At 59.0% G+C, this 20,621-nt stretch carries 16 protein-coding genes; 9 read left to right on the top strand and 7 right to left on the bottom strand.

Features of this window, described 5'->3' with window-relative positions; genetic code table 11:
* Nucleotides 1-157 precede the first annotated feature (157 nt).
* The 3 genes from ACVWWD_RS28045 (at nt 158) to ACVWWD_RS28035 (ending at nt 3,482) form a co-directional block, all read left to right on the top strand.
* Nucleotides 158-1,120, top strand: coding sequence for an enoyl-CoA hydratase/isomerase family protein (locus tag ACVWWD_RS28045; protein ID WP_352565830.1), 963 nt, complete (start codon nt 158-160; stop codon nt 1,118-1,120).
* A gap of 55 nt (nt 1,121-1,175) precedes the next feature.
* Entirely contained in the window at nt 1,176-2,582 is a 1,407-nt protein-coding gene (fumC, locus tag ACVWWD_RS28040) for a class II fumarate hydratase (RefSeq protein ID WP_031248352.1), read from the top strand.
* A gap of 96 nt (nt 2,583-2,678) precedes the next feature.
* Nucleotides 2,679-3,482 (top strand): MIP/aquaporin family protein, encoded by an 804-nt coding sequence (locus ACVWWD_RS28035; protein ID WP_198019245.1) that lies wholly within the window; start codon nt 2,679-2,681, stop codon nt 3,480-3,482.
* Between the two features lie 413 nt (nt 3,483-3,895).
* On the opposite strand, the gene ACVWWD_RS28030 is transcribed toward ACVWWD_RS28035, so the two are convergent.
* The 4 genes from ACVWWD_RS28030 to ACVWWD_RS28015 form a co-directional block, all read right to left on the bottom strand.
* Entirely contained in the window at nt 3,896-5,491 is a 1,596-nt protein-coding gene (locus tag ACVWWD_RS28030; protein WP_023774397.1) for an MFS transporter, read from the bottom strand.
* A complete protein-coding gene (locus ACVWWD_RS28025) occupies nt 5,488-6,588 on the bottom strand; it encodes an efflux RND transporter periplasmic adaptor subunit (RefSeq protein WP_435053058.1) in 1,101 nt (366 codons plus the stop codon). Before ACVWWD_RS28025 ends, ACVWWD_RS28030 begins: the two co-directional genes overlap by 4 nt.
* A 313-nt stretch (nt 6,589-6,901) precedes the next feature.
* The gene (locus ACVWWD_RS28020) at nt 6,902-7,975 is read right to left on the bottom strand and encodes an MBL fold metallo-hydrolase (RefSeq protein ID WP_031248346.1); all 1,074 of its coding nucleotides are present in this window, start codon (nt 7,973-7,975) and stop codon (nt 6,902-6,904) included.
* Nucleotides 7,976-8,224: 249 nt separating this feature from the next.
* The gene (locus ACVWWD_RS28015; RefSeq protein WP_023774394.1) at nt 8,225-8,524 is read right to left on the bottom strand and encodes a hypothetical protein; all 300 of its coding nucleotides are present in this window, start codon (nt 8,522-8,524) and stop codon (nt 8,225-8,227) included.
* Nucleotides 8,525-9,040: 516 nt separating this feature from the next.
* On the opposite strand from ACVWWD_RS28015, the gene ACVWWD_RS28010 reads away from it, so the two are divergent.
* Together ACVWWD_RS28010 and ACVWWD_RS28005 are read left to right on the top strand one after the other, a co-directional pair.
* Entirely contained in the window at nt 9,041-10,333 is a 1,293-nt protein-coding gene (locus ACVWWD_RS28010) for an epoxide hydrolase family protein (RefSeq protein WP_352565824.1), read from the top strand.
* Nucleotides 10,334-10,481: 148 nt separating this feature from the next.
* On the top strand, nt 10,482-11,543 hold the full coding sequence (locus ACVWWD_RS28005; RefSeq protein WP_023774392.1) for an alpha/beta fold hydrolase: 1,062 nt from the start codon (nt 10,482-10,484) through the stop codon (nt 11,541-11,543).
* A gap of 58 nt (nt 11,544-11,601) precedes the next feature.
* On the opposite strand, the gene ACVWWD_RS28000 is transcribed toward ACVWWD_RS28005, so the two are convergent.
* A complete protein-coding gene (locus ACVWWD_RS28000; protein WP_457103650.1) occupies nt 11,602-13,365 on the bottom strand; it encodes an MOSC domain-containing protein in 1,764 nt (587 codons plus the stop codon).
* A gap of 300 nt (nt 13,366-13,665) precedes the next feature.
* On the opposite strand from ACVWWD_RS28000, the gene ACVWWD_RS27995 reads away from it, so the two are divergent.
* The 4 genes from ACVWWD_RS27995 (at nt 13,666) to ACVWWD_RS27980 (ending at nt 17,328) form a co-directional block, all read left to right on the top strand.
* Nucleotides 13,666-14,646: a DUF4331 family protein gene (locus ACVWWD_RS27995; RefSeq protein WP_352565822.1), complete on the top strand. Its 981-nt coding sequence runs from the start codon at nt 13,666-13,668 to the stop codon at nt 14,644-14,646.
* 84 nt (nt 14,647-14,730) lie between these two features.
* Entirely contained in the window at nt 14,731-15,312 is a 582-nt protein-coding gene (locus ACVWWD_RS27990; RefSeq protein WP_023774389.1) for a HupE/UreJ family protein, read from the top strand.
* Nucleotides 15,313-15,432: 120 nt separating this feature from the next.
* Complete coding sequence (locus ACVWWD_RS27985) at nt 15,433-16,158, top strand: sensor histidine kinase (RefSeq protein ID WP_023774388.1); 726 nt, start codon at nt 15,433-15,435, stop codon at nt 16,156-16,158.
* Between the two features lie 99 nt (nt 16,159-16,257).
* Nucleotides 16,258-17,328, top strand: a complete 1,071-nt coding sequence (locus ACVWWD_RS27980) for an SLAC1 family transporter (protein ID WP_023774387.1) — start codon at nt 16,258-16,260, stop codon at nt 17,326-17,328.
* 109 nt (nt 17,329-17,437) lie between these two features.
* Here ACVWWD_RS27980 and ACVWWD_RS27975 read toward each other — a convergent pair whose 3' ends face one another.
* Together ACVWWD_RS27975 and ACVWWD_RS27970 are read right to left on the bottom strand one after the other, a co-directional pair.
* Complete coding sequence (locus ACVWWD_RS27975) at nt 17,438-18,508, bottom strand: ABC transporter ATP-binding protein (RefSeq protein WP_023774386.1); 1,071 nt, start codon at nt 18,506-18,508, stop codon at nt 17,438-17,440.
* Entirely contained in the window at nt 18,508-20,616 is a 2,109-nt protein-coding gene (locus ACVWWD_RS27970; RefSeq protein WP_023774385.1) for an ADP-ribosylglycohydrolase family protein, read from the bottom strand. Before ACVWWD_RS27970 ends, ACVWWD_RS27975 begins: the two co-directional genes overlap by 1 nt.
* Between the last annotated feature and the right edge of the window lie 5 nt (nt 20,617-20,621).

Genomic DNA, 20,621 nt, shown 5'->3' with positions numbered 1-20,621 from the left:
CCTCGTGCACTTATTGGGGTGCGCGAAGCGAACTACAAGTATATTTAGAAGAATGTATGGGATTAAAGTGGGAAAGCGCCATGATCGGCGGTTTTTCGCTGGGGTTTGACTATGAGGAATGGTGCGGATTTAAGCGTTTAACGAGGTCAAGGTGGCTATGAAACATTATAAACTCCAAAAGTCGGCGTTGCTGTTTTCTGTTGTCGCAGTCCTGCAAGGGTCTGCGCACGTCTTCGGACAGGAATCAAAGGTGCCCAGTACTGCTAGCGCACCGCTTGCAGCGACATTGAGCACAACGACGGAGAAGATCCGCCTGACACGCAAGAGTGAGGCCTACTGGGAAGTCACTTTCAACAATCCGCCGCTTAATATCGTTGGTCCCTCCGAAGTGCGCGAGCTTGCAAAAATTGTTGGCCAGATCGAAGCGGATGAGAGGGTCAAGGTTGTGGTGTTTGACAGCGCGGTTCCAGACTATTTCATCGCTCATTACGACCTTTTGAGTCCCCTTAAGGATTCCAGTGGCATGAAACCGGGGCCAACGGGCATGCATCCTGTGCCCGACATCATGGTGCGCCTCAGCCGCCTGAGGGCAGTGACGATTGTTTCAATTCGTGGACGGGCGAGTGGTATCGGTAGTGAGCTTGCGCTGGCGGCGGACATGCGTTTTGCAAGTCGGGAGAAGGCGGTTCTGTCGCAATTTGAAGTCGGCGCCGGCTTCGTCCCAGGCGGCGGTCCGATGGCTCGGTTGCCTCGTTTGATAGGTCGCGGCCGCGCTATGGAGATGTTGATAGGTGCCGAGGGTTTTGATGGCGAACTTGCCGAGCGCTACGGCTATGTGAACCGGGCGCTGCCCGATTCAGAATTGGACGGATTTGTCGACGCCTTGGCGAAGCGCATCGCTTCGTTCGATGGGCAGGCGATCGCTGACACCAAGAGGCTTATCAATCAGGCTAGTTTGCCTCCGGATTCGGAAATGCAGCCGGGCTGGGACGCATTTATCACTTCCGTGCAACGACCTGCAGCGCAGGCGCGTGTGAAGGTGCTTGTTGATGAAGGTTTGCAGCAGCCCGGCGACCTCGAGAAGAACCTGGAGCAGTACACAGCCAGGTATAGGGAATAGTGTTCGAAGCCGGAATTCGATGGAACAACCTCATGCGTTATGAGGAGGAGCGGCCATGACCCAAATGCGCAAAGAGACCGACAGTCTGGGCGAGGTAGATGTTCCAGCCGACAAACTCTGGGGAGCCCAGACGCAAAGGTCTCTCGATCATTTTTCCATAGGGAAGGATTTGATCCCACGCGAAATGATCGCGGCCTATGCCGTGTTGAAGAAAGGTGCTGCCAATGCAAACCATACGGGCGGGCGGCTCAATGATCAGATCCATCGACTGATCGTGCAGGCCTGTGAGGAGATTCTTGACGGACAGCATCAAGACATGTTCCCGCTTCATGTCTGGATGACGGGCAGCGGCACCCAGTTCAATATGAACGTCAATGAAGTGATTTCCAACCGGTGCTGCCAGCTCGTCGGGACAGCCCTTGGGAGCAAGACGCCAGTCCATCCGAATGACCATGTCAATATGGCGCAGTCGTCGAATGATTCATTTCCCTCCGCGATGTACATCGCAACGGCGACCAATGCAAAGCAGCGTCTGATCCCGGCGGTCGACCGTCTTCACGAAGCCATTCTTTCCAAGTCGGAGGAATGGAAGGATATCGTCAAGATCGGCCGTACCCACATGCAGGATGCGACACCGCTGACTCTCGGTCAGGAATGGTCGGGATATGCCGGGATGCTGGCCGACGACCTTGATCGGCTCGAGGCTTCGCTGGGCGGGGTCTATCGCCTTGCCCTTGGCGGGACGGCGGTAGGCACGGGAATCAATTCCGCACCAGGTTTCGCAGAAGCCGCGGCGGCTGAAATCGCGAAGCTAACCGAGCTTCCGTTTGTAACCGCGCCCAACAAGTTCGCCATTCAGGGCGCGCACGATGCGCTCGTGCAGTTTTCTGGCACGATGCGCACGCTGGCAACCTCTTTGTACAAGATCGGCAACGACGTCCGTCTGATGTCGTGCGGACCACGAGCTGGCTTCGCCGAACTCATAATACCCGCGAACGAGCCGGGCTCCTCCATCATGCCCGGCAAGGTGAACCCCACCCAGGCCGAAGCACTCACCATGGTGGCCGTGCAGGTGATGGCCAATGACGTCGCGGTCGGGTTCGGAGGGGCCAGCGGTTATCTTGAGATGAACGTCTACAAGCCCCTGATCATCCATAACATCGCCCATTCGATCACAATTATGGCGGACAGTTGCACGAATTTCCGTACGTTCTTGGTCGAGGGTACGCAGCCCAATAAGAAGAAGATCGCCCAGTATGTGAGCGAGTCCCTGATGCTGGTGACCGCGCTCTCCCCTGTTATCGGTTACGATCAGGCTTCGAAGATTGCACATTACTCGATGGACAACGATGTCACGCTCAAGGCGGCTGCGCTGAAGCTTGGCTTAGTTTCCGAAGCAGTGTTCGACCACGTGGTCGACCCAGAGAAAATGGTCAAACCTTACGTCGCGACCCGTGTCTAGGGATCGCGTCAGTTCGCCATGCGCGAGCCGTCAGCGCTTGTTGCCGGCCTCGGCAAGGGAGTCATCAGCTTTAATCTAGGATTTCCAGGAGTCCCCATGAGTATCCCCCCTGTGGTATCTGGCGAGGCGGCACTCGCGCTGCAGATTGGCCAGCCTCGGTTCAACGCTAACTGGAAAAGTCCCAAGCATCGGTTCCGACGCCTGCTGTCTGAATTTATCGGTACGGCAGGATTGACTTTCGTATTGTCGGCCGGCGGCGCCATTCTCGTGCTGTATGGCGGAATACAGGTTGAGCCCATCATCGCCGCCTTCATCCTGTCGGCGATTTCTGCACTCTGGCTGGTCGTGGCGATCTATTTTCTCGGCGATATCAGTTCGCACTTTAATCCTGCCATGACATTTGCGTTTGCCTTGCGCGGCGATATAGGTTGGCCGATGTGCGCCGCCTACGTCGTTGTGCAGCTACTTGCCGCCGGGGCTGGATCATTTCTTGCACGCTCATTCTTCGGCATCGAAGGCAATCTCGCAGCCACGGTCCCGCAACCTGAACAATTCATCCAGGCGGTGTTCTTCGAGGCGATCCTTACATTCGGCATGGTTTTGATGGTGATTTCGATGGCAAACGGCCCGAAGCTTAATGGCCAGTTTGTCCCCGTTGCCGTGGGTGCTTACGTGATGTCGCTTGGGACCCTGGGAGGGCCTTACGAAGGAGCGGCGATGAACCCGGCCCGTGCTTTCGGACCCGACCTGGCGCGTGGCGATCTGTCCACGTGGTGGGTCTATGTCGTGGGTCCAGTCGGCGGCACGATTGTTGCCGTACTGGTAGCGAAGGTTCTCCGCGGCCCGGCCAAGGCTCAGGAAGCTCAGGCGGCAATGGGAACGCCGCAGGACGAGTCCTGAGTTCAGTGGACTGAACTTTCGCCATCTGTCGAGGATAGATCTCCCAGCTTGTTTCAAACTCTCGTAATGGTCTTTGAGCCGATCGGAGTCCGTCGATTTCTTGGCTGAGAGGTTTAACTCCTTTGCTGACTGGGTGCTGTAGTCCGCAGAACACGCTCTCGAGCGGAGCATAACCAGCAACAACGGAACTCTCTGCCCTCGAGGCGCCCGGCCGTTCGGTCGTTCCGGTGGACCCAATCGGGGTTACTCCAACCATGAAACCCGGCATTTGAATTCGCTTTCGTCGTTTTGGCCGGATCGGCCGCCAGCCGGGAGTGCGGCGAGAATGGCAAAGATTGCACCTTTCCGGCTGCTACCGGTGCGAAAACTCAGCCATGCTCAAGAGCTTTGTTTCACCGACATTTGTCAGCGGCCTAAACCCCCGATGTACTTACATGGACAGCGGATCGACGGCCAAGCAGCCTCCTGGATAGGATCAAGCAAGGCGCTGCGACCAAGAACAATAGCACGATTGCCAGGAAGGCTTCATCGAAGGAAATGGTGATGGCTTGTCTGTCGACAGCCTGCCGCAGAACCGACAGCGCGGCTTTACCAGTGACAACACCGTCGAGGCCCCTGGCCCCAAGTTGGTCCGCCACTGCCTTCAGACGCTGTTCGAGGGCAACATCGCCAGTGGCCAGATGCGATGCCAGGATTGTCCTGTTATAGGCAAGTTGTCGATCGAGATAAGTTTGCAGGAGACCGGTACCGGCCAGCCCACCAACCTGCTTGCCAAGATCGAAAAGCCCGATGCCGAATGGCAGCGCCTTGGCGGGAAGCCGCATGAAGGCAAACAGCGTCAGGCTTACAAACAAGAGCCCCAGTCCAAAGCCACGCAAGAGCAGTGGAAACTCCAGATCCGCAACGCCGCTGTCGGTTGTCGAACCCGACAGGAACCACATTGCCGTGGCGAAAAACACGACACCGGCAGGAGCCAGGGCAAGCGGATTGATTCCGCTTTTTTGTATGCCGACTCCCGCAACCAGCAGTGTGCAGCCCAAAATGACTCCACTTGGCAGCAGCAGTGTTCCAGCATCCGTAGCCGTGAAGGCGAGAACGTTCAACGCAAAGGCCGGGATGAGAAAGGCGCTGCCGGACAAGGCAAATCCAGCCACCAGACTGACGACAAGGGCGAAGCGAAAGTCGGGATCACCCAAAGGTGACGTGGGTATCAGACGATCCGGTGCAAATCCGAGTTCCCATAGTAGCAGGAGGATGATCGCCAGCAGGCCGCTCAGGGTGAGAAGGGTGACGTGCCCGTCGTCAAACCAATCAAACCTGCTGCCTTGCTGCGACACGTAGGTCAAGGATGCCGCGGCGATCCCAACCAGCGCGATCTGGATGTAGGGGATCCGGATTTTGTCGCGGAACGCTTGTCCGCGATCCGCCGCCAGCATGACCAGGGCGACAATGCCCACCGGCACGTTGCTCAGGAATATCCAGTCCCACGACAGGTGGTCGACAAGCCAACCTTGCAGCGCTGGCGTCACTGTCGTCGGGGCCATTACCGAGCCAAGGGCCAAAAGAGCTTGCAAAATCGGTTGCTGACGGCTCGGGAAGCGCAAGAAGAGCAGCGTCTGGCCCGCCACGAGCACGGTCGCGCCGGCAAAACCCTGAACGATGCGGCAGAAGTCAATCCAGGCTATATCGGCGGAAGAGATCATTGCGGCCGACGCCAAGAGAAGCGCGACCGTGCCGGCGCGTAAACAGGGCGTAGGCTTCAGCGCCGCAACAAACAGCGGCGCGACCAAAAAGCCAGTCAGCTTGGCCGCGAGAAATGCGATATCGAAGGTCGCGAATTCGTCGGTGGTGGCATGTATGTCGCCCAGCATATCCAGGCGTCCAATTGAGAGCGCCGTGCTGGCGATGGAATCCATGACGGCAGTCAGTACAATTCCGGTCAAGACCAACGCGGTTCCGAGCACCTCGGGCTTGGTCGGTACCGGTCGCGGTTCGATCTGAGGGCTCATTGTGCCGTACCGGGCCGATTTTCCGCAAGATCACCAGTCGGGTTCGAAGTGCTGGTCACGGGATCGGTTTGGCTACCCACCCGGACGGCAATGCGGGCTGAAAGTCCAGGAACCAGCCGACCAGGCAACGGATTGTGTGTAAGTCTTATCTTGACCGGAACGCGCTGGACGACGCGGATGAAGTTACCGGTCGCATTGTCCGGCGGCAGCACGCTGAAGGCAGCCCCGCTACCCGGGGCGAAGCTGTCGACGACACCATCAATCTGAACATCAGGGTATTCGTCGATGGCCACGTGGACGGCCTGTCCGATCTCCATTCGATCAAGCTGGGTCTCTTTGAAATTAGCGACAACCCACACATCCTGTACCGGAACGATGTCCATCGCCGGGGTGCCGGGAGTGACGTACCGCCCGACGCGAACTTGCCGATTGCCGATGACACCGTCGATTGGCGACTGGACGAGGGTGTTGGCGAGATCCATCCTGGCCAGGCTGACAAACGCTTTCGCCTGAGCCATCGCTGCTTGGGCGCCGGCGAGCTGGGCGTCGAGCACGCCAAGCTTCAGCCTCTGCGCCAGAGTATTGGCCGCCGCGCCTTTGTCCGCCGCCTCGGCTTTTGCGAACCCGGTCTGCGCATCCTGGAGTTTTTGTTCGCTGGCCGTCCCGCTCTTTCGCAGAGCGGTGTAGCGGTCAAGATTGGCTCTGGCCAACAGCAAATCCGCTGAGACCGAGCGCTCCTGTGCCGCCGCCTGTTCGATCAAGGCATCTTGCAGTTTCTGCGTTGCTGCAATGTTTGCGATCTCGGCCTGTCGCGTGGACAGTGTGGCAATGGCTTCGTCGAGTTTCGCCCGGTAGTCACTGTCGTCGATGCGAAACAGCAAGCTCCCTTTGCGAACGTCAGCGTTGTCTCTAACCGCGACTTCCACCACATAGCCGGAGAGCTTTGGCGCGATGCTCGTTATATCACCACGCACATAAGCGTTGTCGGTTGTTTCTTCGGAACGGCCCTGAGAATACCATTGCCAGGCCCAGGCTACCGACAGCGATATCGTCACAGTCGCCACCACTAGAATAGCGACCCTCCGGGCCCGGCTTATCGGCGCCCGCGTTGATCCAGGCGAAGCTACGGGGCCGAATGCGGGAGACGCCGCCGGTTGTGATTCGTCACCACTCCTCAACGCCGGTTGCGTGGGTTCTTCAAGGCTTTCAACTCGGAGCATCTCAACGATCCAATCTCCAGCATGCGGGGCTGGTCAATCTTGCGAATTGGTTTGGTCATGTCCGAGTATTGCCGACCGTCGCGGTGTTGGTCTGCTACTGCGGCAAATCGCTTGGACCACAACTCGCGCTACCTCTCGGCGGGGCCGTCACACGACGACGACCCGTGCGAGCCCTCGGACTGCCAAGTCTTCAGTCGATGCGAAGGCTCTGCTCCATCGCGTAGCACTGGTCCCAGATGAACACGTCGTAACCGGCAAGTCGGGACTGCCATTTGGGCGTGACGGCGTTGACGCATTTCACAACGACGCGATCGATATAGTTGTCATAGACGGCCCAGAGGTTGGCCTTGTCCTCGGCTTCCATCTCTTCGCCGGGCGGCGTTGACTTGAGGGCAGCAGCGGCAGCTGCCTTCAGGTCGTTCATGAATTCGAGCTGGGTACGAACATCGGAATGAGTGCCCACGCGATTGACATGACCGCCAACGAGCGTTTCGAACGGCAAGGTGTCGATGTACGCCACCTGGTCGAAATAGCCGGGAATGTCCTTGGCAAGTGCGAACCGGCGCCAAGGCATCCAACCGGGGAAGATCACGTCGACCACCATCAGCACCTTCTGTTCTGGAGCATAGATGAAGATATTTCCCGGTTCATGAGGGCTGCTGCCGGGATAGCTCAGCTCAAGAATCTGACTACCGACCTTCAAGGTATAGTGATCCTTGAAGGTGACGGTCGGCAGGGTGCGCCTGGGATCCTTCGCTCGTTCGAGCAGTCGCAGGGTCTCTTCCTGGGCGATGACAATTGGATGCCCGCCGAGGTCGTTCACGCCGCCAATATGATCTACGTGCGCATGGCTGTAGACGACATGGGTGATTGGCTGATCCGTCACCTCTGCGATAGCTTGGCGTATGTGAGCCGAGTATCCCGGGGGAGCGTCGATCACAACGACACCTGTTTCGTACACCAGGAACATCGACTGGTAGCCGTTGTCGGTGACCATATAGAGCCCACGGCCCAGCTTTTGGTTCCGGTATCCCTTCCTCGGGTCGATGGCCGGGGTTACGTCCTCCTTGGGAATCGGAAGGTAGTGGTCGACGCGCGTGCCAATCGGCGCCAACGACGGCATACTCTGGTAAGGGGCGCCAGGCTGTCCTGGCAAGGTCTCGGCGCGGGCGCCTCCCATTGGTGCCAAGCCGAGCCCAACTGTAACCAGGAGGGAACCGGCGTTCACCGCTGCCCTCGAAAGACCGGAGCGGAAGAGAAGCATAACAAATCTCCTATTTGGAATAATGTTTCGCAAGAATGACCTGCCGTTAAATTCATAACTCGCTTATTGTCCTTATGTATCGCGAATACTTTGGTGCCGAAAATATCCCGTACCCCTCGTCATGATCCTGAGCAAGCACACCCCGCCGCCAGGCAGTCAATCCAACCCAACGGCGACAAACCCATTTAACTGAATCTGGAGCAAGAAGTGGCAGGCCCCTAGCCCGCCACTGTTCTGCTCGGGCAGGATTCAGTGCCCGTGACCAAGAGCATTCAGATCCGCACAGAATTCCGCGTAAGGCTTGGTCATGCCCGCGTCCTGGCATTCTCTTATCATTGCCTTGCGCTTCCCCATCGGAAGGGTTTCAAGGGCTGCCCTGAACCTGCTTCTCATAATGGGATCCGTGTGGGTCGGAACCTTGATGGAGCTGGTATAAAGAGACGACTGCTGGTTGATCGGGTCGATGATATCAAGCGCGCCGGCAAATGCGCTTCCCCCGAGTGCCGAGAGTGCAAATGCTGTGGCGAGACATTTGGCTTTAGTGTTCATAGCGAGTTCCTTCTCCTCGATGAGGCAATCGCCACAATGACGACCGCCATGACCATATATTTACGGCTTCAAACCACCGGGATTTAAAAACCGCCGGGGCATAACCGGTCGTCCATTTATCTATTCGAGGATAAGATTGGATCTATTGTTCGATGGTATCGTCGATACTTTGGAATAAGTCGGCACGGAAATTCTGATCCAAGGTGCGCTTGGCGGATGCCGGGGAGAGGATTCGTCGCGATTGGCCGCTCTCGCTCCGGTCTGAAATCGCTTCCCCACCGCGATTCACGTCAACACCGCGGCGGTCGGCAGAGCCTCTCCGAGGATCCAGGATACCGTCCTTGCCTGTGCATCGCGCGAAGCGCTGTGCAAGCCGATAAGGAACATGAGCCTCGGCTGCCTGCTTCTCACTAACCAGAAAGTATTGCCGATACCATCGTGCAATGGATTCAAGGGGTGCGGATATAGATCCTCAAACTCGTGTCCGCATGGATCGGATTGACCGAGGAGGAAGTAATGTCGGCATTATCGCTTTTGCCTACGCGGCGCGATATGGTTGTCGCGGGGGCGGCGGTTGGGGCCGCTAGCCTGTTACCTGGGGCTCTACGCGCGGCGGTCGGAGACCAATCCATCCGGCCCTTTAACATCCATGTTCAGACGTGGGCGTTTGCAGATCTTCGCGCTCGCATCAAGGCAACGCGCTGGCCTGACCGGGAGACCGTCGATGACCGCTCTCAGGGGGTTCAGCTCGCGAAGCTCCAGCCGCTGGTTGAGTACTGGGGCACCCGGTACAATTGGCGCAAGGTGGAGACGAAGCTCAACAAGTTGCCGCAGTTCATCACCAGCGTGGACGGACTGGATATCCAATTTGCGCATATCCGTTCGCCGCACGAAGGTGCGATGCCCCTGCTTATGACACATGGCTGGCCAGGGTCCATTATCGAACTTTTGAAGGTGATAGGCCCGCTCACCAATCCGACGGCGCATGGGGGGCGGGCGGACGATGCCTTCCACCTCGTGCTTCCAACGATGCCCGGCTATGGCTTTTCTGGCAAGCCGACGACGACCGGTTGGAGCCCTGCCCATATGGCCAGTGCGTTCCATGAGCTGATGATCCGGTTGGAATACCCGCAATACGTCTCTCAGGGAGGCGACTGGGGCGCGATCATCTCGGAACTGCTCGCGGTTCAAGCTCCGAAAGGCCTTCTTGGCATCCATATCAATATGCCCGGGACTGTACCGCCCAACGTTCTTCGGCACCTCCGCAATTTCGACCCAGCCCCTGTGGAACTTTCGGACAGCGAGAAGGCTGCATACGATCGGCTACTGCACTTCTACCGCGACGGTTTTGGTTATGCGGCGATGATGAATCAGAGTCCGCAGACCATCGGTTATGCTCTCTCCGATTCACCGGTCGCCATGGCCGCGTATTTCTACGACAAGTTCGCGGAGTGGACCGATAGCGACGGAAGACCCGAGACAGTCTTTACATATGACGAGATGCTCGATGCCATCTCTTTCTACTGGTTCACCAATACCGGGACATCTTCGTCGCGGTCGTACTGGGAGGGTGCGCAAGCTGGCGGTGGGCCCTTCGATGCCTTCCACATCCCGAAAGTTCCCGTTGCGGTCACAGTGTACCCGGCTGAGATTTACCGCGCACCGCGGAGTTGGGCCGAGAAAAGCTTCGGTAATCTCATTCACTGGAATGAAGTGGATAGGGGTGGCCATTTCGCGGCTTGGGAGGAGCCTCAAATCTTTTGTGCTGAACTCAGAGAAGCGTTTAGGCCGCTGCGCCGTTCAATCTGAGGCGAGCGAGGCGATTCTCCCCCATCGCCTCCGCCCAGTAGCGCGGCCGGGTCGCCCCTCCACCCGGCCGCGCATTTGGGTTTCCGCGCGGCACCTTTGAAATCGAGCAAAGAACCAATGGATCACTTCCCAGTCGAGGAGACCGAAAATGGACTGTGCGTCACAACAGATTGATCACGATCGCCGCCGCTTACTCGGCACCGCGCTGGTGGCTATCTCCGCCTTTGAGTTGGGAACAGACAAGCCGGCGCAGGCGGGTCCGTCCGTGAACACTCAGGGAAGAAACGTTGTCGGCAAAGCGGGTCGCCAGCCATCCGGTTCGCTGAAGCAGATTGACGCCGGATTGCTCAGTATCGGATACGCCGAGACCGGCCCCGCCACCGGCGAGGTCGTGGTGCTGCTGCATGGCTGGCCTTACGACATACATACTTACGGCGACGTCGCGCCCCTCCTGGCCTCGAAGGGCTACCGCGTGATCGTGCCGTATCTGCGCGGCTACGGCACGACTCGCTTCCTCGCCGGCAAGACGATGCGCAACGGGCAGCAGTCGGCGGTCGCCGCGGACGTCATCGCACTGATGGATGCTCTAAGGATCGAACGGGCCACGATCGCTGGCTGCGACTGGGGCGCCCGAACAGCCAACATAGTCGCTGCACTCTGGCCTCAGCGTTGCAAGGCCATGGTTTCAGTGAGCGGTTACCTGATTGGCAATCAGCAGGCAGGCAAGCAGCCATTGCCGCCAAGCGCGGAATTGCAATGGTGGTACCAGTACTATTTTGCAACCGATCGTGGTCGCGCGGGCTATGAGAAGTACACGCGTGACTTCGCGAAGCTGATCTGGCGTCTCGCTTCGCCCCGCTGGAACTTCGACGATGCCACTTTTGAGCGTAGCGCGGCCGCCTTTGACAATCCTGATCACGTGGCGGTCGTGATCCATAACTACCGCTGGCGTCTCGGTCTGGCCGAAGGCGAGCCTCGGTATGAGGACCTGGAGAAGCGGCTCGCGCAGGCGCCGGTCATCACCGTCCCCACGATCACGCTGGAAGGTGACGCCAATGGTGCCCCTCATTTGGAAGCGGGCGCGTATGCGAAGATGTTCGCGGGGAGATACTCTCATCGTCTGATCACCGGCGGCATAGGTCACAATCTACCTCAGGAAGCGCCGCAGGCTTTCGCGGAAGCAGTGATTGACGTCGCTGCGGCTACGTAACTGCCGAGTGTTGAAATCGAATGCTGCATGCACCGTCAAGGTGCCAGATCTTGCCAGATCAGAGATCTAGAACGACGTCGGCCTTGGGCTGGCAGCAGCAGATCAATATAGTGCCCCTCGCGGGTGGATCGATTGGTTCGGGTTGGTATGTGACAGTTCCAGCCACAAGCCCTGTTTCGCAACTGTGACAGACACCAGTGCGGCACGACCATCGCGTCGGGACGTCGCACGCCTCAGCAAGTTCAAGCAGGCTCTGGAACGCCGGGCCCCAATGGACGGTCAAGCCGCTTCTTGCGAACGAAACGACTGGACCCGCACTGGAAGGTTCGGCAGGTAAATGCGGCTGGCGGCTCGGAGTGGCAGCAATGCCAGGGGTGTTCGATGGACCTGGGCCGAACAGTTCCGTGTGGATTCGGTCCGCGACGACACCCCAGGCCGCAAGCCCTGCGCTCAAGTCGCCCATAAAGGCCGATGGCCCGCAGATATAGAAGTCAGCATTGCGTGGCACGTGCAGCCCTCGCAGCACCTCTATGTCCAAATGTCCATCAGCATCGTAATCGACACCTAACCTGTCCTCGCGATCCGGCGAGCTGTAGCTTATATGGCTGTGACCGTGGACCAGGGTTTCGAGCAGGTTCCGAGTCTCTTGGGCAAAAGGGTGCTCACGGCCACAACGGGCTCCGTGAAGCCACCAGACTTCCCGTGTCGCCGCTTTGGCCGCCAATGCGTGGAGCATTGCGATGACCGGAGTCGCGCCCACGCCGGCACTCAGCAGGACGACTGGCGCATCGTTGGGTCGAAGAACGAAGTTACCGCGCGGTGCGCTAACGTCCAGCACGTCGCCGATCTCGACCCGGTCGTTAATGTAGCCACTCGCCAAACCATGCGGTTCCCGCTTTACGCTTATTCGGTAGTGGCGTTCACCAGGCTCACTCGACAAAGAATAGCTGCGCATCAGCGCCGGAGCATCGGGCATCACCCGTAGGCGCAGCACGACGAACTGTCCTGGACGAGCCGCGGTAAGGCGAGACTCCTCAAACGGCTCTAACACCAGCGACGTCACACTGCTGCTCTCGCGGATCTTGTGCACCACACGCAGCGGCCGAAATCCCGCCCACGCAGCAGGCGGTCCGGACGCGGGATCAAGCCCGGCATTTCCAGTTGTCTCGCCGCCACTTTCGTTCTGCGAGAGCAGCGCCTGGAAGGATCCCCGCCAGCCAGGGCTCAGAGCCGGAATTCGCAGCGCCCGTTCCAGCTGGCCGCGAGGATGACCCGGCAAGTATAGCAGTGCGTTGACCTCTGACACTGTCATGTGCTCGGGGCCTATCCCAACCTGGACTATCTCATCTCCAGCCTCGACCTGGCCTTCTTCCAGGACGCGCAGATAGAAGCCAGGCCTCCCGCGCGCAACCAGCAGCGCTGCCATTTGCGGCTCGTTCATGCGAATACCGACTCGGTAGCAAGTGACGCGCGGTTGCGTCACTTCGAACAAGGCGCTTCCGATCCGGTAACGATCGCCGATACAGACCTCATCATCCGGTAGTCCATCGACCGTGAAGTTTTCCCCAAACTGTCCGTAGGTAAAGTCTTTGCGGCCTAGCTCGCTTTGCCAAAAGTTATAGGCTTCCGATTGATAGACTAAAACCGCCCGCTGCTCGCCGCCGTGTCCCGCCGCGTCTCCTTGCCTATCGCCATCGATGTTGAGCCGGCGTACCTGGCGTGGGCCTTGAACTGATGTTTTCCAGACTGCGGTGTCGACAGTCTTCCCTTGCCATGGAATGCCACGCGGCAAGCCCACATTGACCGACAGTAAGCGAGCCATCACTCCGTCCTTTCCGCCAGCCACTGCCAGCTGCTTCACTCAGCGACCCTCACTGATGGATGCTCAGGGGTTTCAGCGCTGGCCAACGGAAACTAGCATCGCGGAGGCATCGATGCGATCGGCACCAAAGTATCGGAAATACCATCGTTCAATATATTTCGGCCATGGCCGCTGTCAGTACTTGAACAGTTGAACGCTGCCGGTCGGAATTGGTGCGGGTACTTGTCTTGGATCAGTTAGTGCTCAGCACGCCGGGTTTTGGGGCGGGTCGGTTGGTTTACCTCTAAGGAGCATATGACGATGTCACATCATTATTCAGGCCCCAACTTCGGGTTCCCTAGGGCAGACGCGCGCCTGGATCTCACCGATCTTTATGCCTTTCCGAAACCAGGGGACGTGAAGAAGTCGATCCTGATCATGAATGTCCATCCGTCCTCTACGGTGATCGATCCGGAGCTTACCATTAGTGAACCGTTCTCGCCTGACGGCCTTTACGAGATCAAGATTGACACCAATGGCGATGCGGTCGCCGATATCGCGTATCGAGTACGCTTTTCGTCCTTACCAGGAGCGATGCAGATCGCCACGGTACGGCGCGTTGAGGGCGCACTGGCCGCTGAGACAGACGACGGTGGAGAGGTTGTCTTTCTGGGGGCTCCAGTGTCGATAGGTCGGGATGCGCAGGTAGCCGAGGTCGGCGACTATCGCTTTTTCGCGGGGTGGCGCAGCGAAGCATTTTTCTTTGACACCTTGGGTGCCATAGATGATCTGCATTTCACCGGCGCTGATTTCTTCTCGGACAAAAACGTCTGCAGCATCGTGCTGGAAGTGCCCAACTCGACGTTGGGGCCTAAGCCGGTTGGCCTGTGGGCACGGACGCTGGACAAGCAAGGCAAGGGTTGGGTGCAGGTCGAACGGGGTGCGCGCCCGCAGCAGGCGGTCTTCCTTCCCGGTGAGCAGAAAGAGGCTTATCTCGCCGGCGAACCTGCAGATGACGCTCGGTTTGTCGCAACGTTCGCACACGCGCTTGAGCACACGGGTGGATATCAACCGGATGAGGCCGAGCGTGTGGCAAGGACATTGCTGCCAGATATCATGCCTTATGACCCGAGACGGCCTGCCTCCTTTCCGGAGAATGGAAGGACGCTGACGGACGATGCCGCAGATGCCTTTATGGCCATCCTTACGAACGGCAAGTTGGCCGGAGACGGGGTTGGGGCACATAGCGATCTGCTTGCTGAGTTCCCCTATTTAGGGCCGCCGCATGATGCTCCCGAATGAGGGCAGCCATATCGCGTGACGGCCGATCGCCGCTTTCTGCGAGCAGCCGCATTTCCCCAACACTGTTGAACAGAGGAGACTACGATGAGATTGATCGCGACCTGGATAGCTCTAACCTTAACCTTCATCGTGCCGGCTTCGGCGCATCCAAGCATCGGTTCGGCGGTTTCCTTTGCAGCGGGCGTCGCTCACCCGCTAAGTGGCCTCGACCACATTACTGCCATGGTGGCGGTCGGCCTGTGGGCTGCGGTCAAAGGGAGGCGCGCTCTCTGGGTGTGGCCGTTGACTTTCGTGACAGTCATGTTGGTCGGCGGCGTGCTCGGCTTGGCACGGATTGCCTTGCCCTTTGTAGAGCCCGGCATTCTGGCTTCGGTCGTCGTGCTAGGGCTTATGGTGGCATTGGCGGTCGATCCGCCGGTATGGGCCGGGGCCGCGATCATCGGTTTTTTTGCGCTGCTGCATGGATACGCTCACGGAGCCGAGGTGGCCCCTAGCGCGAATGGGCTGGAATACGTCGCGGGGTTTGCACTGGCCACCGCGATGTTGCATGCGGTCGGCATCGGTTTCGGGCTCACTTTGCAACGCGTGACGCCAGGTCCTGTCAATCGTATTGCTGGGGTGATCTGCGTTGCAGTCGGTGCCGGATTGTGTGCCGGAGCCCTTTGAACCTTATTCCCGAGAAGAGTGCTTCTGGCATCCAGTTAGACTGCCCTCAACCGTAACGGGTCGCGATGGTATGTGCGCTTCGTACGCGAGAACCGTCGACCGAGCAAACGGAGGAATGGAATGTCAGGTCCAGAGATAGACGAGAACATATTTGCCGGCCGAGCGGACATTCCACAAGGTCGTCTCGCCCTGCAGATTTCAACCGCCGGCATCGTACATGACCTGGGGAATCTTATTCAGGTCGCCTCATCTGCGTTGAACCATCTGGGGCGAGACCCGAATATAGCAACGGCTCCGGGAGCGGGATTTGTACTTGCTGGCGCCAAAGCCGCTCTGGAACGGGCTGGCTGCCTGGTCAGGCAGACCATCAGAACGGCCGGAGAGAACCGGGGGGAGATAGCGCATGCGAACGTGGGTATTTGTTTGGCGGACATTGAATCCATCGTTCGAAGTGCGTGGGATGAGAACATCCATCTCGAGGTTCGGGTCCCCCCAGACCTACCTTTGGTGCGGTGCGATCGGGCCGGGTTGCAAAATGCAGTTCTCAACCTTCTGTTCAATGCACGCGATGCAATGCCTGGTGGTGGCTTGATCTCGGTGGATGCCTCGGTGTCGGAGAATTCCAACCAGGTGGATGTTTGCGTCGAAGATCACGGAGTTGGAATGACCAGCGAGACCATGGTGCGCGCGTTTGACCTCTTCTTCACGACGAAAGGCGAGGGTTTGGGCGGCGTTGGTTTGCCGATGGTGAAACGTTTTGTCGAGGAATCAGGGGGGACTGTCGACGTTGAGAGCTCGCTTGGGTCAGGCACAACTGTGACATTGCGATTGCCCGCGACCCGCTAGGGCCCGACGACGGCACCACGCATGACGATCAGGGGCAATTTCAGTTGGGCGCTCGTTGCAAGGCACGATGATTTCATCGCTGGCGCGTGAGGTGCAATTATGAGAGAGCGGCACAAATCCGACGGCGTGGCCGAACTGAGTGACGCGCGCTCCCATGCAGCGGCGGCATCGGAGCGTCGGGCCGTGGTCTCTGCGCCGGCAGCGCGATCCCCAATAGCACGGTTTCCGGCCTCATTTTTTGCCGTCGGCCTTGGTACGAGTTCCTTTGCCGTCATGTGGCAAGTTGCCCACCAACTCTGGGCAACCCCCAACGGAATTGCTGTAGCGGTCGTCATATTGGCAATGTGCCTATGGGCAGCCCTTTTGACGCTTTACGCCTTGAAGTTATGGTTCGCGCCGGCGGCGGTGCGAGCCGAACTCGCAGATCCCGTTCAGAATTGCTTTCCCGGTCTAGCGGGAATCGGGATGATGCTAACCGCGGTGAGCGTGTTGCAGTTCAGCGCCACACTAGCCACGGTACTCCTTTGCATTGGCGGGGTGGTCGCGGTCGGATTTGGGCTTTGGCATTCGCAATTGATCTGGAAAACGGCAATCGCTCTGTCGGACGCGACGCCGGCCTTGTACTTGCCTGTTGCCGCCGGATCGTTTGTCCTCAGCATTGGATTGTCGACATTCGGGCACACTGAATGGGCGCAATTGGCGCTGGGCGCCGGCCTCTTCTCGTGGCTCACTATCGATTCTGTGTTGTTCTACCGGCTCTATTTTGGCGAACCGCTTAAAAACCAGGTGCGATCGACCCTTGGGGTCCAGCTCGCGCCTCCGGCGGTCTGCTCGCTTGCCTATGTTAACGCGTCGGGCACCTCCGGAGACGTTTTTGTTCACTGTCTCATCGGTTACGCACTTCTGCAGGCAGTTGTGCTGGGCGGCGTGCTTCCAAGGATCGTTCGTCGTTTTTCCGCCGGTCTGTGGAGCGTCAGCTTCGGCGCCACGGCGTTGGCGACAACGATTGAAAAGCTGGCCATCCGAGGCGATACGGGCCTCGCTGGTGTCCTGGCTCTTCCAATCTTTGCGGCCGCAAACCTGCTCATTTTGTGGCTGGCCGTTAGAACAATCATTCTGGCCATGACCGGCTCGTTATTGCCGGCTCCTCTGGACGGGCAAGATACGTAATAACAGCCTGCATGCATGTGACGAACATCGATGCCGTAGAGCCACCTCTTGGATGCATAAAGAGTTCGCTCGACAGGGCCTAAATTTTCTTGACGGTGTCGATAGGGGTCTAAGTCAACCGTCTTCCTGCCGGGTCGAACAAGCAGACGCGATTGGCCTGCAACTCCAGCCAGATCGTTTCGTCAGGTTGCACGTTGATCCGCTCGTGAAACATCGTCACCACGGTCTGTCCCCCGACGATAGCGGTCACCTGCGTTTCGGGGCCGAGCGGTTCGACGACCACGATCCCGGCCGGGATGCCCGAGCCTGTCGGGGCGAGGGAGAAATATTCCGGCCTGATGCCATAAATCGCTTCGATACCGGATGGCCTTGAAACGCTCCCGGGCAGCGGCAGCATGATGCCGTCACTGGTCTTGAAGACAGGCCGGCCGTCGGCGTTGTCGAAGCTGCCTTTCAGCAGGTTCATTGACGGCGAGCCGATGAATTCGGCAACGAACATGCTTTGTGGGTCGTCATAGAGGTCGAGCGGCCGGCCGACCTGCTCGACATGGCCGCCATTCATCACCACAATCCGGTCAGCCATCGTCATGGCCTCGACCTGGTCATGCGTGACATAGATCGTGGTCGTGGCCAGACGACGGTGCAGTCTCTTGATCTCGGCGCGCATGGCGACACGCAGCTTGGCATCCAGATTGGACAAGGGCTCGTCAAACAGGAAGACCTGTGGTTTGCGCACGATCGATCGCCCCATGGCCACGCGCTGGCGTTGGCCGCCCGACAGCTGGCGCGGATAGCGCTCGAGAAGCGGCGTCAGCCCCAGTATCTCAGCGGCCTCCGCGACGCGCTTCTGCTTCTCGGCTTTTGGCGCGCCGGCCAGGGTCATTGAGAACGCCATGTTCTCGGCCACTGTCATGTGCGGATAGAGCGCGTAGTTCTGGAACACCATCGAGATGTCGCGCTGCTTGGGAGCCAGGTCGTTGACGACCCGGCCACCGATGCCGATCGTCCCGCCAGTGATGTCTTCCAGCCCCGCGATCATCCGCAGCAGCGTCGATTTTCCGCAACCGGACGGGCCGACGAGCACCACGAACTCGCCGTCACGAATATCGACGGAGACGCCATGAAGCACCTCGACCGAACCATATGCCTTGCGGGCCTTGTCGATCGTGACGTTGGCCATCAGACCGCTCCGACCCGGATTTCGTTGGACGACAGGGCGCCTTCATGCACCAGCAGGCCGACGCCGCCGTCGTGGAAGGCCTCGGGGCTGCTGTCTTGCGCGAAAAGCGAAATGCCGTCGGCCTCGAAGGTGATCCGGTCGCCCTTGGCCGCCACTTTCATCGATATCGATTTCTCGAATTCGGTGTTGAAGGCGGTCTCGGCGAGCACCTCGGTGTTCTCGTCGCGGACGCGAACGATCTGCATCTTGCCGTCGCGGGTGACGCGCGCGCCATAATAGCGGCGCAGGCCCTGCGCTCGGATGGCGAGACCGCCATAATTGCCGAGATGCATCATCACATCGCCGGACGCCTGGTAATCGGTCCATTGGCGCGTGCCATGGATGATGATGCCTTCGCCGCTGTTCTGCGAGATCCGGAATGCCGCCGGATAGCGCTTGGAGAAGAAATCCGCGCCGTTGACCCAGGACAGTCGCCAGAAATCGCCATCGCCAGCCGGGCGCTTCAGCGTCAGCTCAGGCGTTCCATCCCACCTGACATAGTCGACAAGCAAACGGCCATCGGCGCGCTTGCCGGTGCTGGAAATCGCCAGGCCAAGCTCGGCGATCGGCTGGCCGCCGGCATCCGGCAAAGTCCATTCCAGGACGGTCTCCTTGCCCGGCTCGGTGATCACCGGAGAGCTGTCGATATCGAGCAATTCGTCACGCTCGTCGTAAATGCGTGCCCGCAATCTTAAATCAACGGCACCGCGATTCTTTTGATCGGCGACGACGCGAGCGCGCACGACCTGACCGGGATAGACAAGGGGCGTCGCCATCAGGTCGTAGGTACGCATGCTAAGCATTTCGCGCGGCGAGAAAGTTGGACTGGTCACAACCGCGACCTGCTTGGGCCCCAACGCCTCATAGTCGATTGCCAGAGCGCGACTGCTCTCGAACTCGGCATTGCCGATGCGCACCGCGCGGCTGACATCAAGGCCGGCCTGCGGCCTGAAACCTTGCTGGCTGCCCGGCAACGAGAAATGGAACTGCGCGCCATTCTTGGGAGCATCGAGCTTTTGCCTGCCGGCCAATTGCAGGCCGAGATTGGTGAGGAAATAGGCCTGGCGAACGGCGTCGTTGATCGAGTTGCCGCCATCGGCGGACGAAATCAGCATGCGATCGGCGATCGGTCCGCGCCAGTCCGGGCCTTCCTCCAGCCCTTCGAGGCCGTTCATAATGCCGAGCAGGCAGCCGACATTGCCGGCGTTGCAATCCGTATCCCAGCCCGACGTGTTGACGATCATCTGCGCCTTCTGGAAATCCTGCGGCGCGTAGAGCACGGCCATGATCATTAGCGCATGGTTCGGCACGACGTGGCAGTTGCCGGGATATTTGTCATAGCCGTAGTGCTGCTCGATCTTCTGACGGGTGTCGCGCCAATCCGGATGCGCCTTGTGCCAGTCCCTTATATCCGCGATCAGCCTGGCGATCAGGCAGTCCTGGGGTATCTGGCTCAGGCCGGTATCGATCAGATGGTCGATGTCCGAGGAGCCGAACGCCTCGGCCTCCATCGCAGCCCACAGCATTGCGGCGTAAACGGATTCGCCATCATGGCTGACTTTGCCGGCCTGTTCGGCAAGCCTTGCGGCAAGTTCCGGCTGGCGCGGCGCGACCATCGCCCAGCCGTCGATGAAAATCTGCGCGCCGATCTGTTCGGCGATCGCCTGACCGTTGCTTTCGATCGAGCCGGAATGCGGGGCGGGCACGCCCTTCCTGAGGTTCAGCCAGGCGGTATGTTCGGTGGAATTGCCGTTGCCGCCCCACCACAGGATCGCGCGTTCCTCGACGATGTAGTTGAGCCAGGCCTTGCCGATTTCTTCGGCTGAGAGGTTTGCCTTGATGCCATAGTCTTCCAGCGCGCGAATGAATGTGAAGGTGCCGGCGACATCGTCGTCGGTGACTACGAGCGGCTGGTTCAGGCGCTCATGCACGTAGTATTCAATCGGGCCTAGCTCAGCCATGATCTTCTGGTGCGTCCAGCCCTCGAAAGGGCGGCCGAGATAGACCCCCACCAGCTTGCCGAGGACGCCGGCATAGACGCGTTCGAGATAGTTGTTGGGAAACTGCATCGGTC

This window comes from Mesorhizobium sp. URHB0026 (genome assembly GCF_054059755.1).
The sequence above is the reverse complement of the archived record's forward strand: the minus strand, read 5'-3'. Positions and strand labels throughout refer to the sequence as shown.